The 15992-nt window shown below is 57.8% G+C and carries 15 protein-coding genes; 8 read left to right on the top strand and 7 right to left on the bottom strand.

Annotation, left to right across the window (positions count from 1 at the left end):
- Nucleotides 1–142: 142 nt before the first annotated feature.
- Both AB7M23_RS06380 and pmrG read left to right on the top strand, forming a co-directional pair.
- Nucleotides 143–1459, top strand: a complete 1317-nt coding sequence (locus AB7M23_RS06380) for a sigma-54 interaction domain-containing protein (protein WP_099773219.1) — start codon at nucleotides 143–145, stop codon at nucleotides 1457–1459.
- Between the two features lie 149 nt (nucleotides 1460–1608).
- On the top strand, nucleotides 1609–2262 hold the full coding sequence (pmrG, locus tag AB7M23_RS06375; RefSeq protein ID WP_454240438.1) for a lipopolysaccharide core heptose(II)-phosphate phosphatase PmrG: 654 nt from the start codon (nucleotides 1609–1611) through the stop codon (nucleotides 2260–2262).
- A 126-nt stretch (nucleotides 2263–2388) separates the two neighbouring features.
- On the opposite strand, the gene AB7M23_RS06370 is transcribed toward pmrG, so the two are convergent.
- Nucleotides 2389–2640 (bottom strand): DUF2790 domain-containing protein, encoded by a 252-nt coding sequence (locus AB7M23_RS06370; protein WP_454240437.1) that lies wholly within the window; start codon nucleotides 2638–2640, stop codon nucleotides 2389–2391.
- Between the two features lie 297 nt (nucleotides 2641–2937).
- The gene (locus AB7M23_RS06365) at nucleotides 2938–3405 is read right to left on the bottom strand and encodes an Lrp/AsnC family transcriptional regulator (RefSeq protein ID WP_454240436.1); all 468 of its coding nucleotides are present in this window, start codon (nucleotides 3403–3405) and stop codon (nucleotides 2938–2940) included.
- Between the two features lie 206 nt (nucleotides 3406–3611).
- Here AB7M23_RS06365 and AB7M23_RS06360 point away from each other — a divergent pair, with 206 nt between their 5' ends.
- From AB7M23_RS06360 to AB7M23_RS06335, 6 genes are all read left to right on the top strand, one after another.
- The gene (locus tag AB7M23_RS06360; RefSeq protein WP_454240435.1) at nucleotides 3612–4469 is read left to right on the top strand and encodes a MurR/RpiR family transcriptional regulator; all 858 of its coding nucleotides are present in this window, start codon (nucleotides 3612–3614) and stop codon (nucleotides 4467–4469) included.
- 3 nt (nucleotides 4470–4472) lie between these two features.
- Nucleotides 4473–5114, top strand: a complete 642-nt coding sequence (locus tag AB7M23_RS06355; RefSeq protein ID WP_454240434.1) for an isochorismatase family cysteine hydrolase — start codon at nucleotides 4473–4475, stop codon at nucleotides 5112–5114.
- A 12-nt stretch (nucleotides 5115–5126) separates the two neighbouring features.
- On the top strand, nucleotides 5127–6476 hold the full coding sequence (locus AB7M23_RS06350) for a glutamine synthetase (protein ID WP_454240433.1): 1350 nt from the start codon (nucleotides 5127–5129) through the stop codon (nucleotides 6474–6476).
- Nucleotides 6460–7212 (top strand): N-formylglutamate amidohydrolase, encoded by a 753-nt coding sequence (locus tag AB7M23_RS06345; RefSeq protein ID WP_454240432.1) that lies wholly within the window; start codon nucleotides 6460–6462, stop codon nucleotides 7210–7212. Before AB7M23_RS06350 ends, AB7M23_RS06345 begins: the two co-directional genes overlap by 17 nt.
- A gap of 63 nt (nucleotides 7213–7275) precedes the next feature.
- Nucleotides 7276–8619: an APC family permease gene (locus tag AB7M23_RS06340; RefSeq protein WP_065760500.1), complete on the top strand. Its 1344-nt coding sequence runs from the start codon at nucleotides 7276–7278 to the stop codon at nucleotides 8617–8619.
- A gap of 259 nt (nucleotides 8620–8878) precedes the next feature.
- A complete protein-coding gene (locus AB7M23_RS06335; protein WP_454240431.1) occupies nucleotides 8879–9625 on the top strand; it encodes a carbon-nitrogen hydrolase family protein in 747 nt (248 codons plus the stop codon).
- A gap of 495 nt (nucleotides 9626–10120) precedes the next feature.
- On the opposite strand, the gene AB7M23_RS06330 is transcribed toward AB7M23_RS06335, so the two are convergent.
- From AB7M23_RS06330 to AB7M23_RS06310, 5 genes are all read right to left on the bottom strand, one after another.
- A complete protein-coding gene (locus tag AB7M23_RS06330) occupies nucleotides 10121–11545 on the bottom strand; it encodes a gamma-aminobutyraldehyde dehydrogenase (RefSeq protein WP_065760502.1) in 1425 nt (474 codons plus the stop codon).
- An 88-nt stretch (nucleotides 11546–11633) separates the two neighbouring features.
- Nucleotides 11634–13160 carry an APC family permease gene (locus tag AB7M23_RS06325; RefSeq protein WP_065760503.1) on the bottom strand — a complete coding sequence of 509 codons (1527 nt, stop codon included), beginning with the start codon at nucleotides 13158–13160 and terminating at the stop codon, nucleotides 11634–11636.
- 105 nt (nucleotides 13161–13265) lie between these two features.
- Nucleotides 13266–14306, bottom strand: a complete 1041-nt coding sequence (locus AB7M23_RS06320) for a heme-dependent oxidative N-demethylase family protein (RefSeq protein ID WP_099773217.1) — start codon at nucleotides 14304–14306, stop codon at nucleotides 13266–13268.
- 13 nt (nucleotides 14307–14319) lie between these two features.
- The gene (locus tag AB7M23_RS06315) at nucleotides 14320–15288 is read right to left on the bottom strand and encodes a PDR/VanB family oxidoreductase (protein ID WP_099773216.1); all 969 of its coding nucleotides are present in this window, start codon (nucleotides 15286–15288) and stop codon (nucleotides 14320–14322) included.
- On the bottom strand, nucleotides 15285–15887 hold the full coding sequence (locus AB7M23_RS06310; protein ID WP_099773215.1) for a dimethylamine monooxygenase subunit DmmA family protein: 603 nt from the start codon (nucleotides 15885–15887) through the stop codon (nucleotides 15285–15287). The genes AB7M23_RS06315 and AB7M23_RS06310 overlap by 4 nt, the downstream gene beginning before the upstream one ends.
- Between the last annotated feature and the right edge of the window lie 105 nt (nucleotides 15888–15992).

Below are 15992 nucleotides of genomic sequence, written 5' to 3'. Positions count from 1 at the left end.
AGCCCCCGCGTTTACAGGGCCTGGCTGTACCTCAGCGAACAGACTGCCGCGCCATTTGGCAGTGATGTGGCAGTACCTGGCAGTTTTTGGCAGTCTTCGTCGCCTTCGGGTAAGCTCTTGGTGTGATTGCCCAGGTGTCGCCATGTCTCAGTTGATTACCGTTGCCCCGAAAATCCCCGCCGTTCAGGCGCTGGTGTCATACCTCGAACATGACCCTCAGCCCACCATCGTGCTGGATACCCACTACAACATCCTTGCTGCCAACAGTGCGTACCAACGTCAGTTCGGCGTAGAAGGCCAATCAACCCTTGGCGCGAAGTGCCACCAGGTCTCCCACCACTACGCCGTACCCTGCGATCAGGCCGGCGAGCATTGCCCGATGCGCAAGGCGAGAGAAAGCCGTGTGCCCGAGCGGATGCTGCATATTCACCACACGCCGCGTGGTCCGGAACATGTCGATGTGGAACTACGGCCGATACTCGATGAGCAGGGTGAGGTGGTCGCGTTCGTCGAGCGCCTGACCAGCATCACCGTGGCCTCGGCTCAACCCCAGCAACATGGCCTGGTTGGCCGGGCGCCAGCGTTCAAGCAGGCACTGGCCAGCCTGCAACGTGCGGCACCGTCACAGATTCCGGTACTGCTGCAAGGTGAGTCCGGCACGGGCAAAGAGCTGTTCGCCCGTGCGCTGCATCTGAGTGGCCCTCGCGCCAACGGCCCGCTGGTGGTCGTTGACTGCACCGGCCTGACCGAATCACTGTTCGAAAGCGAGCTGTTCGGCTATGAAAAGGGCGCCTTTACCGGCGCGCTGCAACGCAAGATCGGTCTGGCGGAAGCCGCACATGGCGGTACCCTGTTTCTCGATGAGATCGGTGAAGTACCACTGGCAATGCAAGTGAAGCTGTTGCGTCTGATCGAGTCGGGCAGCTTCCGCCCGGTGGGCAGCCTGCGTACTGTTCACTCGGACTTCCGCCTGATCTCGGCCACCCACAAACCCCTCAAGGAAATGGTTGCCAACGGCACCTTCCGTGAAGACCTCTACTACCGGATCAGTGCCTTTCCGATCCGCCTGCCGTCATTGCGCGAGCGGGTCGAGGACCTGCCGCTGTTGATCGACAGCCTGTTACAACGCATGGCCGGCGCCCAGGCACCGCGGGTAGATCCGCAGGCCATGCACTGGCTCAGCCTGCACACCTACCCGGGGAACATTCGCGAGCTGAGAAACATCCTCGAACGCGCTCGCTTGTTTGCCGACGATGGCCTCATCAGGGCAGAGCACTTACCCGACGATGTGAAACCTGACAATGCCACGGCAGGGCAATCGCAGCGACGGAAAAAGGATCACCTTGGCCAACTGGCACAAGCACTCCAAGCCTTTGAAGGTTCGCGCAGTGAATTGGCCCAACAGTTGGGAATGAGTGAGCGAACGCTGTATCGGCGCTTGCGCGAGTTGGGGCTGTGAGCCGCGCCGGGCATGCCGGCCCTTAACCCTGTGCGAGAAAATCAATAACACCATTCCTTGATTTTCGGTTGCCGAAACAACGGTTTCTTCACGGTCCCTCGGGCAAGATCTTGGCTGAATCTGCCTAGCTCTTGATGGGGTCCCGCTTTATGTCGTTGTCTTTCACAGGGTCGAACCAGCGCGCAAGAAACGTGCTTATCACTGTACTTGCAGTCGTGCTCTTAATTGTCGGTTCGTACTTTCTATTCAGAACCCCCCGGCTGACCAATCTTGCCCAGAGCAGCGCTGCACAACTGGCCCCGCTAAAAGCGGCATGGGCCAGTGGTGACGCTATTGTCGTGATTCGCCATGCGGAACGCTGCGACCTGTCCAGTGCGCCGTGCCTGGATGCCCCTGATGGCATCACCAAACGCGGTAAAGACATCGCCGTAACGTTGGGCAAGCATTATCAAACACTCGGCCTGGACCAGGCTGATATCTTTACCAGCCCCCTGACAAGAACCCGGCAAACCGCAAACTTCATGTTTAACCATGATGTCGAGCCGCAGCAGTGGCTCGCCGCCTGCAAAGGCATCATGCTTAAAACCGCGCTTGAAACTAAGCGCCCGGGACACAACCTGATTCTGGTTACACACAGCGATTGCATTCGGGAAATAGAAAAGCACTTGAATGTACATGCCCCTGAAAAGCCACCCTATGCCTCGTCACTGTTCATCGTCCTGGGTCAGGGCGACAAAAAGCCACGGGCGCTGGGTTTCTTTTACTCGCGAGACTTTAATACCGAATGGATGAACCAGAAGTAATCACCGTCATCGCTGCACACCCGAGGACGTGCTGATTTTCCTGACGAAGTAAAAAACGCCCCTTGAACCGGGGCGTTTTTTGATCCTGCTTGCACGCAAACAACTCAGGGTTTGCGGGGGACTCGATTAGTTGTCAAAGCAACCGTTACCCATTACGGCGTACTGCATGGTGTGCACCTGACCCTGGTGGTCTTCGTAGGTCATTTTCATCTGCACCACACCACACACATCAGGGATACGATCCTGGTGGATCACGTGGGCAATATCAGGGTGGCTACCGTATGTGTATTGCTCTACTGCAGGTGCTTCGGCAGCGAATGCCATTTGAGTGCCGATCATTACACAAGCAGTGGTAACCAGAGCGGTAAACAGTTTCATTTTTACAGTGTCCCAACGATGCAAACGATCTACGTCTTCAGTCGGAATCGGTAAGGCTGAAGGCTCTGCGAAACGTGGCAGGGTCGTTTGCTTACACCCTTTGGATTCTGCGTTTCGCGGCTTTGTTTGGAAGCTGTGTACAGTCTATTCCGCTGAACTTTTAGATAAATGCCAATGTTGGCAAAGCATTCTTTAGCGAAATGGAACAATCGCTTGAGGTCGAATCCCACTCACTCAGCAAGCATATTTTGTGCGTCCACAGTAGTTCGTCTGCGACGGGATCACAGTGCATCCAGATTACGGTGCAAGAGGCTGTCCGCGATCCAGTTTGCAACTAAGGATTATCGAGGTAGTGGTCTTCTCCAGCCCGTCGACACTGCCAATCAGGTCCAGCATTTCATCCAGCCGCTCCGGCGAATCGGCTCGCAGCCAGGCGACATAGTCAAACTCTCCGCTCACCGCGCAAAGCAGTTGCACCTCGGCCATGCAGGTAAGGCGCCGCAGCACCTCCTTACCGCTACGAGACTTCACGGTGATACCAACATAAGCCTGCAACCCGCCATCCATAACACGCTGACCCAGTCGAACGCCGTAACCACGGATTACGTTGGATTTTTCTAGGCGAACCAGCCGTGACATCACCGTGGTCCTCGCGATACCCAGGTGTCGAGCGAGCATTGCCACACTCTCTCGAGCATTGATCTGGAGAGCAGCAATCAGTTGACGGTCAATTTCGTCAAGGACTACGGGATGCAGGTCGGACATAGGGTGCTCGGCAGTCGGATTTTCAATGAGGTTGGCAAGCGCGTATGACTGGCAGATAGGGCATTTGAGCGATAACAGCAATTTTCACTAGGGAGCGGAAAGGGCCGACGGCAACGGATTTGTCGATATGTAGTAAAAATTACATAAATAAAGTATTTGCCATAAAATGAAATATTCTCTACAAATTTAGGCCATACGGAGGTCACATGCAACAACTCAAACAACGCCTGACCCTACCTGAGACCGAGCTCACACCTGCGGAGCGCAAGGTCGTGCGAGCACTGCTCGACGACTACCCACGTGTGGGGTTGGGACCTATGGCTCGCCTCGCTAAACGCGCCAGCGTCAGTGATCCAACCATTCTGCGACTGGTGAAGAAACTTGGATTTGGCGGTTATGGGGAGTTTCAGGATGCACTTCTAGCCGATGTGGATGATCGCATGCGTTCGCCACGCACTTTGCTCGTCGAACGACGTGAACACTTGGCCAGAAGCGACGCTTGGAACGGTTATCTGGAGAACGCCGCACAGAACCTGCAACAAACCCAGGGTCTGACACAGTCAGGTGATATCGAAATACTGTGTGGCTGGCTGCTCGATACACGTCTGCGTGTCCATTGTCACGGCGGTCGGTTCAGCAGATTCCTTGCCAGTTATCTGGTGACCCACTTGCGTCTGCTGCGCCCTGGCTGTCACCTACTTGACGACAACGCCCAGCTCGCAGATGTGCTCTATGACCTAGGTCGCCAGGACCTGCTCCTGCTGTTTGACTATCGCCGCTATCAGAGCCAGGCGTTGCTCCTGGCAGAGCAGGCCAAGGCTCGAGGTGTGCGCCTCGTGCTGTTCACTGACATTTATGCCTCGCCACTGCGCGAGCTCGCCGATCTGATCATCAGCTCACCCGTCGAGTCTCTATCACCGTTTGACACCCTAGTGCCGGCCATGGCCCAGGTGGAAGCATTGGTGAACTACCTAGTGAGTCGAATGGACGATCAGCTCGATGAGCGCCTTGGCGGTATCGACGCTCTGCGTACCACTTTCGGAAGCCATCTCTTGGAGGAATGACTGATGTTTGTTTTACCGCATGACTCACCCCGCGACCTACCCTTTACGCCTCGGCAGACATCTATCCTGTTCGTCGACATGCAGCGTGCATGGTGTGAGCCCGGCCTAGATCCTCACTTAGACAAGATCTCTGCCGGATATTTCTATACACGCTTAGAGCAGCAGGTTGTTCCCAACCAGCAACGGCTGCTCGAAGCAATGCGTGAAGCGGGTGAAAACGTACTACACACGATAATCGAGAGCCTGACCGCCGACGGCCGCGACCGCTCACTGGACCACAAGCTGTCGGAGATGCACTTGCCCAAAGGCAGCCCGGAAGCGCAAGTGATTCCAGCTCTGACACCTTACGAAAATGAAATCGTCCTGCCCAAAACATCGTCCGGCGTTTTCAACTCCACTGCCATTGACTACGTGCTAAGAAATCTAGGAACCCGCCATCTGATCGTTTGCGGCGTAGTGACCGACCAATGCGTGGACATGGCAGTGCGCGATGCGGCTGACCGCGGCTACTTGGTGACACTGGTCGAGGATGCATGTGCCACTCACAGTCCGGAACGCCACCAAGCATGCCTGGAAGCGATCAAGGGCTATTGCTGGATTACCGACACCACAACTGTGCTCGAACGTCTGCGCGCTTGCCGCTGACTGAGGTTTACCATGAATAACAATAAGACTCGCCTTGCACCGCTTCACTTGGTCAGCCTAGTAACCACCGATATGGCTGGTATGACTCGTGGCCGATCGTTGCCCGAAGCTGAACTGGAAGACCAACTTTCCACCGGTTGTGGCTGGGTACCGGCCAACAGCGCACTGACGCCGCAAGATGTTATTGCCAGTGATAATCCTTGGGGTAGTCACGGCGACCTGCGCCTGCTACCCGACTTGGCTAGCAGAGCGCGCGTTGCGGCAGGCCCCGACGCAGATGCCCCGCCCCTGGATTTCGTCCAGGGTAATTTAGTGGAAACTGACGGTACCCCTTGGCCGGTGTGCCCACGCACCTTGCTGAATGACGAGATCGAGCGTTATCGCGCTCAGTTCGGCCTCAAAGTACTGGCTGCCTTCGAACATGAGTTCAACCTGCTTGGGCTTCCCTCACAGGAGCCAACAGCTCCGGCCTTTTCGCTCCAAGCCCAACGGATCCTGGGTAACTTCCCCGGCTGGCTTATGAGTGCCCTGGACGAGGCAGGCGCTGAGCCTGAGATGTTCCTACCCGAATACGGCCACGCCCAGTATGAAGTTACTTGTCGCCCGATACACGGTGTCGCCGCGGCAGACCGTGCAGTGATAGTACGAGAAGTAACACGCGAGATCGCCCGTCAATCAGGCCTACGTAGCTGCTTCTCGCCACTCATGCAGGTGGGTGGCGTGACCACTGGTGTGCACCTGCACATCAGCCTACAGACGTTGGAAGGCGCGCCAGTGATGTATCAGTCCGGGGCGGAAAACGACCTGTCGCCCTTGGCCAAACATTGGGCCGCTGGTGTGCTACGTCATCTGCCTGCGCTCTGCGCAATTACAGCACCTACGGCCATTTCCTACCTACGGCTCAAGCCCCATCAGTGGAGCTCGTCCTATGCCTGCCTAGGCTCGCGCAACCGCGAGGCGGCCTTACGTATTTGCCCGGTCACACGCTTGGGAGGTCGTGACCCAGCACGTCAATTCAACCTTGAATACCGCTCAATGGACGCAACCGCGAGCCCACACTTGGCCATGGCCGCGGTGCTGATTGCAGGTCGCCTAGGCATCGAGCAACGGCTGCCTCTGGGCGCAGTGACCGACATTGACCCAGACAGCATGAGTGAGGAGGAGCGAAACATCCGCGGTATTTGCGCACTACCGCAAGACCTGGCATCGGCATTGAAGCTACTGACAGATGACCAACAACTCTGCGAGCAAATTCCTGGCCCGCTGCTGCAAACCTACTTTGCGATGAAGCGCGAAGAGCTGGCTCTGACCAAAGACATGTCCGCAGAGGAGCTATGCGTGCGCTATGCCAATCTCTACTGAAAACACTGAGATGGGCCTCTATAAAAGCCCCCCATTTACCCTCTACCGACCTGAAAGTCATCATCCGGTGATCTTGGTCTGCGAGCATGCCAGCTGCTACATCCCACCTCAGTTGCAGCAACTGGGCCTGGACAATGCAGCTGCGCGCGAGCATATCGCATGGGACATAGGAGCGCTGGACTTGGCATTGGCGTTGTCGGAGAGACTGAATGCGCCGCTGCTAGCCGCAGGTTATTCACGTCTACTGATTGATCTGAACCGCCCCTTGGCAGCGTCGGACAGCATCCCTGAACACAGTGAAGTTTACGATATACCCGGCAACTTCCAACTGTCCGATACCACACGACACTATCGGCAAACGCAGTTGTTCGCGCCGTTTCACCAATGCCTTACGCAGATGATTGATCAACGCCTCGCCGACGGACAGCCCGTGCGGATCGTTGGGGTACACAGCTTTACGCCCGTCTATCGCGGCTCAGCCCGTCCTTGGGAGGCAGGAGTACTCTTCGGCCATGCAGCCGGATATGCCAACCGCCTGATCGAGGGCTTGCGCAAGCATGGCGTATTGGTAGGAGCAAACGAGCCCTATCGGATCGATCCGATGGAGGACATGACCGTGCCGATACACGGCGATGAACGCGGCCTGGACGCCGTATTGATCGAGATTCGCAACGATCAATTGAAAGCGACGCAAGACGTGTCGACCTGGGCCGATCGCCTCGCCCCTTGGCTTTGAAAACAACAATAACAGTGCCCCAGCGCTATCAATGACCGCTGCAGCTCCCAGAGGAGATGCCACATGGCAATCGAACAGTTCGGTTACCAACAACAGCTTCGCCGTAGTCTGTCCCTTAAAGACCTAGTCATCTACGGGATGATCTTCATGATCCCCATTGCTCCATTTGGTGTGTATGGATGGGTCCATGCCGATTCTGGAGGCATGGTCCCAATGGCGTACCTGGTAGGCATGGTCGCCATGCTTTTCACTGCATTGAGCTATGGGGCCATGGCACGTGCGTTCCCCATCGCAGGGTCAGTCTATTCATACGCCCAGCGCGGTATCCATCCCAATGTCGGCTTTATGGCTGGGTGGGTGCTGCTACTGGATTACCTGCTGATCCCGCCGCTGCTTTACGTGTTTAGCGCATTGGCTCTCAACCACCTGTTCCCGCAGGTGCCGAAGCTGGCGTGGATGGTGATTTTTCTGGTCTCCTCCACTCTAGTGAACCTGCGAGGCGTCACGCTGGCTGCTCGCGTCAACCTGTTCTTCCTGATTGCGGAGATTCTAGTGTTGGCGATATTCATCACCTTTGGACTGATAGCTCTGAACAACGGCATGGGTAATGGCTCCCTGACTCTAAAGCCGTTCTACCAACCGGAGTATTTCGACCTGAGTCTGGTAATGAAGGCTGTCTCCATTGCCGTGCTGTCGTTCCTGGGTTTCGATGCCATCTCAACGCTTGCCGAAGAAGTCAAAGGCGACCCTGCGAAGCAGATCGGGCGTGCGTCACTGATTGCGCTGTTTCTCATGGGCGGCATTTTCATCCTACAGACCTGGCTTGCCTCCGATCTCGCCGCAGGCATGACCTTTAGCTCAGCAGACACTGCGTTCTATGAGATTGCTGGTGCAGTGGGTGGGCCGTGGCTGGGCACATTAGCCGCTGTGTCCACAGCGCTTGCTTGGGGCGTTACCGTATCTATTACGTCGCAGGCAGCAGTATCACGACTGTTATTCAGCATGGCGCGGGATGGCAAGCTACCGCACGTGCTGGCGAGTGTGCATCCACGCTTCAAAACACCGCATGTGAGTCTCTACTTGGTCTCACTGTTGGCACTGTTGATCGGGGCGGTGTTCCTCGATACGCCTGACCTGCTGACCTCACTGGTCAACTTTGGTGCTCTGGCCAGCTTCTGCCTACTTCACCTGTCGGTAATTAATCATTACATCGTCAGGCAGAAATCACGGCGCTACGCGCTGTATCTCCTGAGCCCGCTGGTTGGCTTGGTAATTATCGCCTACGTACTGATCAGTATGAGTCATCAAGCACAACTACTCGGTTTGGGTTGGATGGCGGTGGGGCTGGTGTACCTAGTCTTCCTGCAACGTCGCAAGGGAAGTGCCGAGCTAGCACGTGAGATGTAAGCCTTCGCTAGAGAAGACTATTGAGAAAGGCTACGCGAAAGAGCTCGACTACCTTGCCCTTAACGACCTCAATGCTGCTGCCACCAAGTGAGCAGCATTGCTGTGGCGCCCCGCCCGTGAAGCGGTGAGTGACCAGTAGACTATTCTAAGAGGCTGAGTGTGTTTACTCATTATCTGCTGGAGATCTTGGGTATCGGCAGGGAGGGAAAGCCGGAACAGCATCAAATCACCTAGCGTCTTCATGACTTAAAGGCCCTCTATGCGCATTGCATCAGCACAGACCACCTCGGTGCCGGGAGATATTTCGGCCAATATAGCCATACACAAAAAATTCATTACCGCCGCTCATGCGGCCAATGTGGATCTACTGCTTTTTCCTGAGCTATCGTTGAGCGGATACGAGTTGGCTCTTATAGACCAATGCGCTCTGCAGCCAAACGATGATGCTCTTGAAGCACTTCGAGATATGGCTCACGCATTCAACATGACAATTGTAGTTGGAGCGCCAATAGCGAATACCAATGCTACCCCGTACATCGGTGCCATAACGTTCTGTCCCGATGGCAGTACATCCATCTACTGCAAACAGCACTTACATCCCGGCGAGGAAGCCTTCGCTACCAGGTGTGAGCGGGGAAGTCACATTCATGCGCTTTTCAATGAGTTTTATGCCCTAGCCATTTGCGCCGACACCTCGCAGCGACATCACGCCGAAAGCGCAGCTGCAGGAGGTGCATCACTTTACCTAGCCAGTGTCCTTGTCTCAGAACAGGGCTATTCAATAGACGCTGGCAACCTCCAGCGTTACGCAAGAACATTCAATTTCGGTGTGCTCATGGCCAACCATGGTGGCCCTTCCGGCGAATATGTAGCTGCTGGAAAAAGCGCATTCTGGGCGCCTGGTGGCGAACTAATAGCTATGGCGCCTGGTGCTGGCTCTGTCTTGGTTATCGCCACTCAGGAAAATGGTATTTGGAATGGCGAGCTATTGACGATAAAAACCTGACGGAGCAACTTACATCACGCACAGAGCGGTGCTCCGCAGGTTGAACTGGCAGTTGCCTCCTTGCAGAGAATAATCGAGAGATCACCAAAGCGCTTTCTGGACTGGCACAGGAGGCGGCATACGTTATGCCAACTGTTAAGCCTCTTGGCTAATCATCAGCAGGTCATTATTAATTAGTTAAACGCTTAAAATGTAAAATCAGCGACTCACTTAACAGTGGGCGACCAGTACTTGACTCAACACATTATGCATTGAGCCCCGTCCTGACAAGCCTAGCTGTATAGGCACGAAAAGTGTTGCAGCACGCCGCCATGTTGCTTGTTACTGCCAACATCATGGTCAGCAGGCCACCAATGCTTGGTCAGCCCAGAGGGCCAAGAGAACATGCCAGGCACTCGATAATGCTGTTTGCATGATCTTCACTCCAGATCGGAACTACGAAGGAAAGTGGCCAGCAACCTCATTGCTGGCCGCTATCGGTTCAATCAGTGCTTATCAGTGCTTGAACATCACATGGCGTACAGCGGTGTAGTCCTCCAGCCCATACATGGACATGTCCTTACCGTAGCCAGAGTGCTTGACCCCACCGTGAGGCATTTCACTGGTCAGCATGAAATGCGTATTCACCCAGGTGCAGCCATATTGCAGGCGCGCAGACAGGCGATGGGCGCGACCGACATCCGACGTCCAGACCGACGAGGCCAGGCCGTAGTCCGAATCGTTGGCCCAGCCCAGCACCTGCTCTTCATCATCAAACACCGTGACCGAAACCACAGGGCCGAACACCTCGCGACGGACGATTTCATCGTCTTGGCGAGCGCCCGCAAGCACGGTGGGTTGAAAGAAGAAGCCAGGGCCTTCGACGCGATGACCACCGGTGACCACCTGAATGTGCGGCAAGGCGCTGGCGCGCTGGACAAAGCCTTCGACGCGCTCCAGGTGTTGCTCGGTAATCAGCGGACCGAGTTCGGTGGCCGGGTCGTCCTGCAGGCCCGGCTGGATGCTGCCCACCGCTTCGCCAAGCTTGGCCACGAACTGCTCGTAGATACCTTTCTGTGCATAAATGCGGCAGGCGGCGGTGCAGTCCTGGCCGGCATTGTAGAAGCCGAATGTACGGATGCCTTCTACGGCGGCGTCGATATCAGCATCATCGAAGATGATGACCGGCGCCTTGCCGCCCAGCTCCATGTGCATGCGTTTCACACTATCGGCAGTGCTACTGATGATCCGCGAGCCGGTGGCGACCGAGCCGGTCAGCGAGACCATACGCACCCTAGGGTGGGTGACCAGCGGCTCGCCAACGCTCGGCCCACGGCCGAACACCATGTTCACCACGCCAGCGGGGAAAATGTCGGCGATGAACTCAGCGAGCTTCAGCGCGGTCAACGGCGTCTGTTCCGAAGGCTTGAGCACCACCGTGTTGCCGGCGGCCAGGGCGGGGCCCAGCTTCCAGGCAGCCATCATCAGTGGGTAGTTCCACGGCGCGATGGAGGCAACCACGCCCACCGGGTCGCGGCGAATCATGGAGGTGTGGCCGGGCAGGTACTCGCCTGCTGCCGAACCGCTCATGCAGCGGCTGGCGCCGGCGAAGAAGCGAAACACGTCGGCGATGGCCGGCAGCTCGTCGTTCAAGGCGGCGGTGAAGGGTTTACCGCAGTTCTGCGACTCCAGGCGGGCAAGTTCCTCGGCATGGGCGTCAATGGCATCGGCGAGCTTGAGCAACAGGGTGGAACGGTCCTTCGGCGAAGTCTGAGACCACAGCGCAAAGGCATCATCGGCTGCGCGCACGGCAGCATCGACCTGGGCCGCGCTGGCCTCAGGGATTTCCACCAGGGCGGTCCCCAAGGACGGGTTGAGCACGGCGATGCTGGGGCCTTCACCAACAACAAGTTGGCCGTTGATCAGGAGTTTGGTTTGCATGATTCAGTCCTTCGGTAGCCTTAGCCCCTTCTCCCTGAAAGGAGAAGGGGGGGCAGCATGAGTAGGGAGGTTTGATAAAGGTGTTGGCTTAACGCACTGGCACGCCAGCAACGTTAGCGGCCTTGGGCAGAGGCTTGGAGAACTTCCAGGCGTCGCCGGCCGGGGCCGTACCTTTGTCATAGGGCTTGGCCAGCAGCATGTAGAGGAAGCCTGCGCCCATCACCACCACCGTGGTCAGAATCATCGAGTAGTTGATGTACCAGGCCGCATCAGGACTGCGCGGCCAGACCATATTGATGATGGCGCCAACACCGTAGATCAGCGCGGCGATGTTCACCAACAGCCCCCAGCCACCGAGGCTGAACTGGCCGCTCGGGCGCCAGCCCTTGCCACGGGCGATCAGTGCAGCGATCACAATCAACTGGAACGCCACATAGATGCCAATGGCGGCGAAGCCGACGATGGTTGCCACGGCATCGGCCATGAACAGGCCAAGGCAGACAATACACGCCGGCATCACGCCGCTCACGACCAGCGCGAACGACGGTACATGGTTAGCGGACAAGCGCTTCAGCAGGTTGCTGCCAACGATCATCTCGTCACGTGCGTAGGAGAACAGCAAACGGCTGGCAGCAGCTTGCAGGCTCAGTACACAAGAGATGAAGGAGACCATCACTACCGCCATCACCAGTTTCGAACCTACCGGGCCGAAGGCATTGGCGAGGATGGTGGCAACCGGGTCGGTATCTTCGCCAGCGATCACTTTCTGCATGTCCGGGACTGCCAGAATCAGCGCCAGGCAGGCGAACATGGCCGCAGCACCACCAATGTAGATGGTCATGCGCATGGCCTTGGGGATGCGCTTGCCGGGGTTGGGGGTTTCTTCCGCCACGTCACCGCAGGCCTCGAAGCCGTAGTACTGGAACAGGCCCGCCAGGGAGGCCGCGAGGAAGGCTGGCAGGTAGGAGCCGTTGACGTTGAGCTCAAAGGTGTTGAACAGCACGCTGATCGGTTGGTGACGCTCGAAGATCAACAGGTAGCCCCCCACCAGAATGGCGCCCACCAGTTCACAGAGGAAGCCGAACATGGCCACTCGGGCGAGCAGCTTGGTGCCTACCAGGTTGAGTGCGGTAGACATCAGAATCAGGCCGAGGGCGATATAAATGTTGGCGTTTGAGCTGGCGTCAAAACCAAGCATGGCAGCCATGTAAGGGCCCGCACCGACGGCGACACCGGCGATGGTGGCGCACAGCGCCCAGGCATAGACCCAACCCACCATCCAGGCCCAGCGCTTGCCGACCAGGCGTCGCGCCCAAGGGTAGACGCCACCAGAGATGGGGAACTGCGACACCACCTCACCGAACACCAGACACACCAGCATCTGGCCGAGGCCAATCAGCAGGTAAGACCAGAACATCGGCGGACCACCTGCCGCGAGGCAGAGGCCGAACAGGGTGTAGACGCCGACCACCGGCGACAGATAGGTGAAGCCCAGGGAGAAGTTTTCCCACAGGCTCATACTACGGTTGAAGTTGGAGCTGTAGCCGAGCGCACGCAGTTGCTCAGCGTCCTGATCGAGAGAAGCGGTTGCACTTGCCGCAGAAGACCCACTCATATTGTTTTCCTCATTTGAATGGCAGTCGTTTGCATGGCGGCGGGTCGCTGCCCGCCGTTGCTCATCGAAGAGCCTTTATTGTTATGGGTGAAGCGTGATGCGCACTTATCCAGCCTTGGCCACCTCCTCATCTTGGCCGTCGTCAAACTGCGAGAGCCATTCAACGGCGGCATCGCGGTACCGGGTGAAGCCCTTGTAGTCCACCAGTTCCTGATTCAGGGTCTTGAGCACGCGGTGCATGCGTTTGGCCCAGGCTGGGTTGGTGGCGATGTCTTCCAGGTTCAGCAGGTAAGTGCGAATCGGGAAGACGATGGCGTTGCTGCGCGGCAGGCGGTGCAGGGGTTGCAGTTCAATGCGCAGATAAACCAGCTTGCCGGCGTTCTCGGCGGTGACCGTGGTGCGGTCGGGCGCCCAGTCCGGCAGGCTTTCGGCAGAGACATCGAGCCGCGGATTGACCGTCAGCGACCAGTTCAGGCGGCGTACCGGATGGCCGCAGCGCAGACGCAGAAGGAACTTCAGCGCACGGTCGAGCATGCCGGTTTCCTTCAGCAGCGGCACCGGGCCGTGAAATTCGTGCCAGGCCATGCCGAGGTTGAAACGCAGCGAGTAGTCGGCGCGCTGGGTAGCGATACCGGCGCCCCAGTAGAGGGTGCCGTCACGCTCTTCCTGCAGTACCCAATCGCCCTGAGCCTGGCGGGTGATGTACTCCATTGGCTCATAGGGCAAGGTGGACGGATCACCGAAGGTAAAGGTGTCATCGATGTTCAGCAGCGTGTTGGTCCAGTGCCAGCGAGTGCCGTCCTTTTCCAACGTGAAGTACTCGGGGTAGTCGCTGGCGTAGGACTCCATGATCAGCTCTAGCAGGTCCCACTGCGCTTCCATCATGTGCGGCGCCGACACGTAGTGCATGCCCGGATCTTTCTCCAGCGTGATCGCACGGTCACGGCACTCGCTGATGTAGTGCTCATCGATGTCGAAGACGGCCTTCAGCGCACCGTCGCCCACCGACACGTGAGGCTCCAGGTTCATTGAGTACATGTACTCGTCGTCCGGGAAGGGGAAGGGCGCACGGGCGATGCACTCGGGGCTGTTCGCGTAGGTGTAGTCGTCGCGGTAGGTTTCGTCGGGTCGGAACTGGATGGTCATGGTGGTTCTCCGTTCAGCAGTCGATGACCAGCCGCGAGCACTTGGCACGCGACACGCAGGGCATGATTTTTGTGTTGGCAGCCTTGTCTTCGTCGGACAGCCAGTCGTCGGTGTGGACGATTTCGCCGTCGAGTTCGAGCACGCGGGTTTCGCACTCACCGCAGGCGCCGCCACGGCACAGGTAAGGAATCGAGTGGCCGGCCGCTTCAGCGGCTTCCAGCAGGCTCTGGTCAGGCGACACTTCGATGGTCGCGCCACTGCGCGCCAAGGTAACGCTGAAGGCCTCGCCGACACTGCCTTGTTCTAGAAAGCGCTCGTAGTGGATGTGGCTATCGGTCCAGCCTTGGGCATGGGCACTGTCGATGGCATCCTGGATCATGGATTCAGGGCCGCACACATACAGGTGGCTGCCCAGCGGGCGAGCGGCGACAACAACCGAGATATCCAGGCGCTGGCCGATATCGTTGCGATACAGGCGTACGGCATCGCCATACTCGCGCACCAGCTCTTCGCCCAAGCGTGCGTGCTCGGCACCGCGTACGGCCAAATGCACCTCGAACGGCGTGCCACGCAGACGCAGTTCGGCCAGTTGCGAACAGACCGGGGTAATGCCGACACCACCGGCGATGAACAGGTGCAGACGAGCATGCTTGCTCAGCGGGAACAGGTTCACCGGGCGCAGGATTTCCAGCACATCACCTTCGTTCACGGCTTCGTGCATCCGCAGTGAACCGCCACGCCCTTCGTCAACACGGCGCACGGCGATCTGGTAGGCACTGGAGTCGTACGGCGAACTCATCAGCGAGTAGGCATTGCGGTAGGTGCCGTTTTCGTGAGGGATCAACACCACCACGTTGCTGCCGCCCGAAAAGGGCGGCAGGTGCGCGCCATCAGTGGCCACCAGGGTAAACCGCTTGATTTCCGGTGTGACGGCTTCGATGCGGGCAACCCGCACACTCAGGGTTCCGTTGCTCAAGCTCATGTGTCGAGCTCCTCTGCTTCTGGCAATTCGCCGGGGACTTCGGCGTCGGCCTTCACGGCCTGGAAGGCGGCGAGACGGCGGGAATAATGGTCACGCACCACCAACATTGCGTTGCAGCCAGGGCACTGGAACACGCGCTGGGTGACGTTCTCGGTGTAGCTGTCGCAGTGCACGCACCAGATACGACGGACGAACGACCCGGCATGCTCTCGGAGCACCTCGTCACTGTTCATGTCGTAGTGGGTGGCCACCTGCATGGCGGTACCGATGAAGCTCTCCGAGCCCGAAAGGTAGAGCCGGGTGCCCATGCGGGCATTGCCCAGGATGCGCTCCAGATCCGCCACCAACTCATGATTGCTGGGGTACACACGCAGCTCGGCGACCTGCCGCTGCTGCAGTTCGGCGAGGTAGTCCAGGCCGGAGAAGGATTCCTGTGAATAGAGCAGAGTGGTCTGCATGCCTTGCTCGGACATCTCGTCCAGCAGACGCAGCATGGCGCGGCCACCGCTACCCTGGCCTGCGACGAGGTGGCGGATTCCACCCGGCAGGGGGCGCAGTTGGTCATAGACCGGCCGACTCTTGATACCTGTGATCAGCATTGTTGTTTTACCTCCAGGACCGCCAATGCCCGATAGGGCATTCAGCATCGATGCAATGACCCATCAGCTGGATGGGTTGCAGGCTGCTGTTGCACATGCTGTGCC

This window comes from Pseudomonas sp. HLS-6 TE3448, from assembly GCF_053629555.1.
The sequence above is the reverse complement of the archived record's forward strand: the minus strand, read 5'-3'. Positions and strand labels throughout refer to the sequence as shown.

Excerpts from the sequence above, each read along its gene's own strand:
- AB7M23_RS06380 (WP_099773219.1), top strand. The coding sequence starts at position 143 with ATGTCTCAGTTGATTACCGTTGCCCCGAAAATCCCCGCCGTTCAGGCG.
- pmrG (WP_454240438.1), top strand. The coding sequence starts at position 1,609 with ATGTCGTTGTCTTTCACAGGGTCGAACCAGCGCGCAAGAAACGTGCTT.
- AB7M23_RS06370 (WP_454240437.1), bottom strand. The coding sequence starts at position 2,640 with ATGAAACTGTTTACCGCTCTGGTTACCACTGCTTGTGTAATGATCGGC.
- AB7M23_RS06365 (WP_454240436.1), bottom strand. The coding sequence starts at position 3,405 with ATGTCCGACCTGCATCCCGTAGTCCTTGACGAAATTGACCGTCAACTG.
- AB7M23_RS06360 (WP_454240435.1), top strand. The coding sequence starts at position 3,612 with ATGCAACAACTCAAACAACGCCTGACCCTACCTGAGACCGAGCTCACA.
- AB7M23_RS06355 (WP_454240434.1), top strand. The coding sequence starts at position 4,473 with ATGTTTGTTTTACCGCATGACTCACCCCGCGACCTACCCTTTACGCCT.
- AB7M23_RS06350 (WP_454240433.1), top strand. The coding sequence starts at position 5,127 with ATGAATAACAATAAGACTCGCCTTGCACCGCTTCACTTGGTCAGCCTA.
- AB7M23_RS06345 (WP_454240432.1), top strand. The coding sequence starts at position 6,460 with ATGCCAATCTCTACTGAAAACACTGAGATGGGCCTCTATAAAAGCCCC.
- AB7M23_RS06340 (WP_065760500.1), top strand. The coding sequence starts at position 7,276 with ATGGCAATCGAACAGTTCGGTTACCAACAACAGCTTCGCCGTAGTCTG.
- AB7M23_RS06335 (WP_454240431.1), top strand. The coding sequence starts at position 8,879 with ATGCGCATTGCATCAGCACAGACCACCTCGGTGCCGGGAGATATTTCG.
- AB7M23_RS06330 (WP_065760502.1), bottom strand. The coding sequence starts at position 11,545 with ATGCAAACCAAACTCCTGATCAACGGCCAACTTGTTGTTGGTGAAGGC.
- AB7M23_RS06325 (WP_065760503.1), bottom strand. The coding sequence starts at position 13,160 with ATGAGTGGGTCTTCTGCGGCAAGTGCAACCGCTTCTCTCGATCAGGAC.
- AB7M23_RS06320 (WP_099773217.1), bottom strand. The coding sequence starts at position 14,306 with ATGACCATCCAGTTCCGACCCGACGAAACCTACCGCGACGACTACACC.
- AB7M23_RS06315 (WP_099773216.1), bottom strand. The coding sequence starts at position 15,288 with ATGAGCTTGAGCAACGGAACCCTGAGTGTGCGGGTTGCCCGCATCGAA.
- AB7M23_RS06310 (WP_099773215.1), bottom strand. The coding sequence starts at position 15,887 with ATGCTGATCACAGGTATCAAGAGTCGGCCGGTCTATGACCAACTGCGC.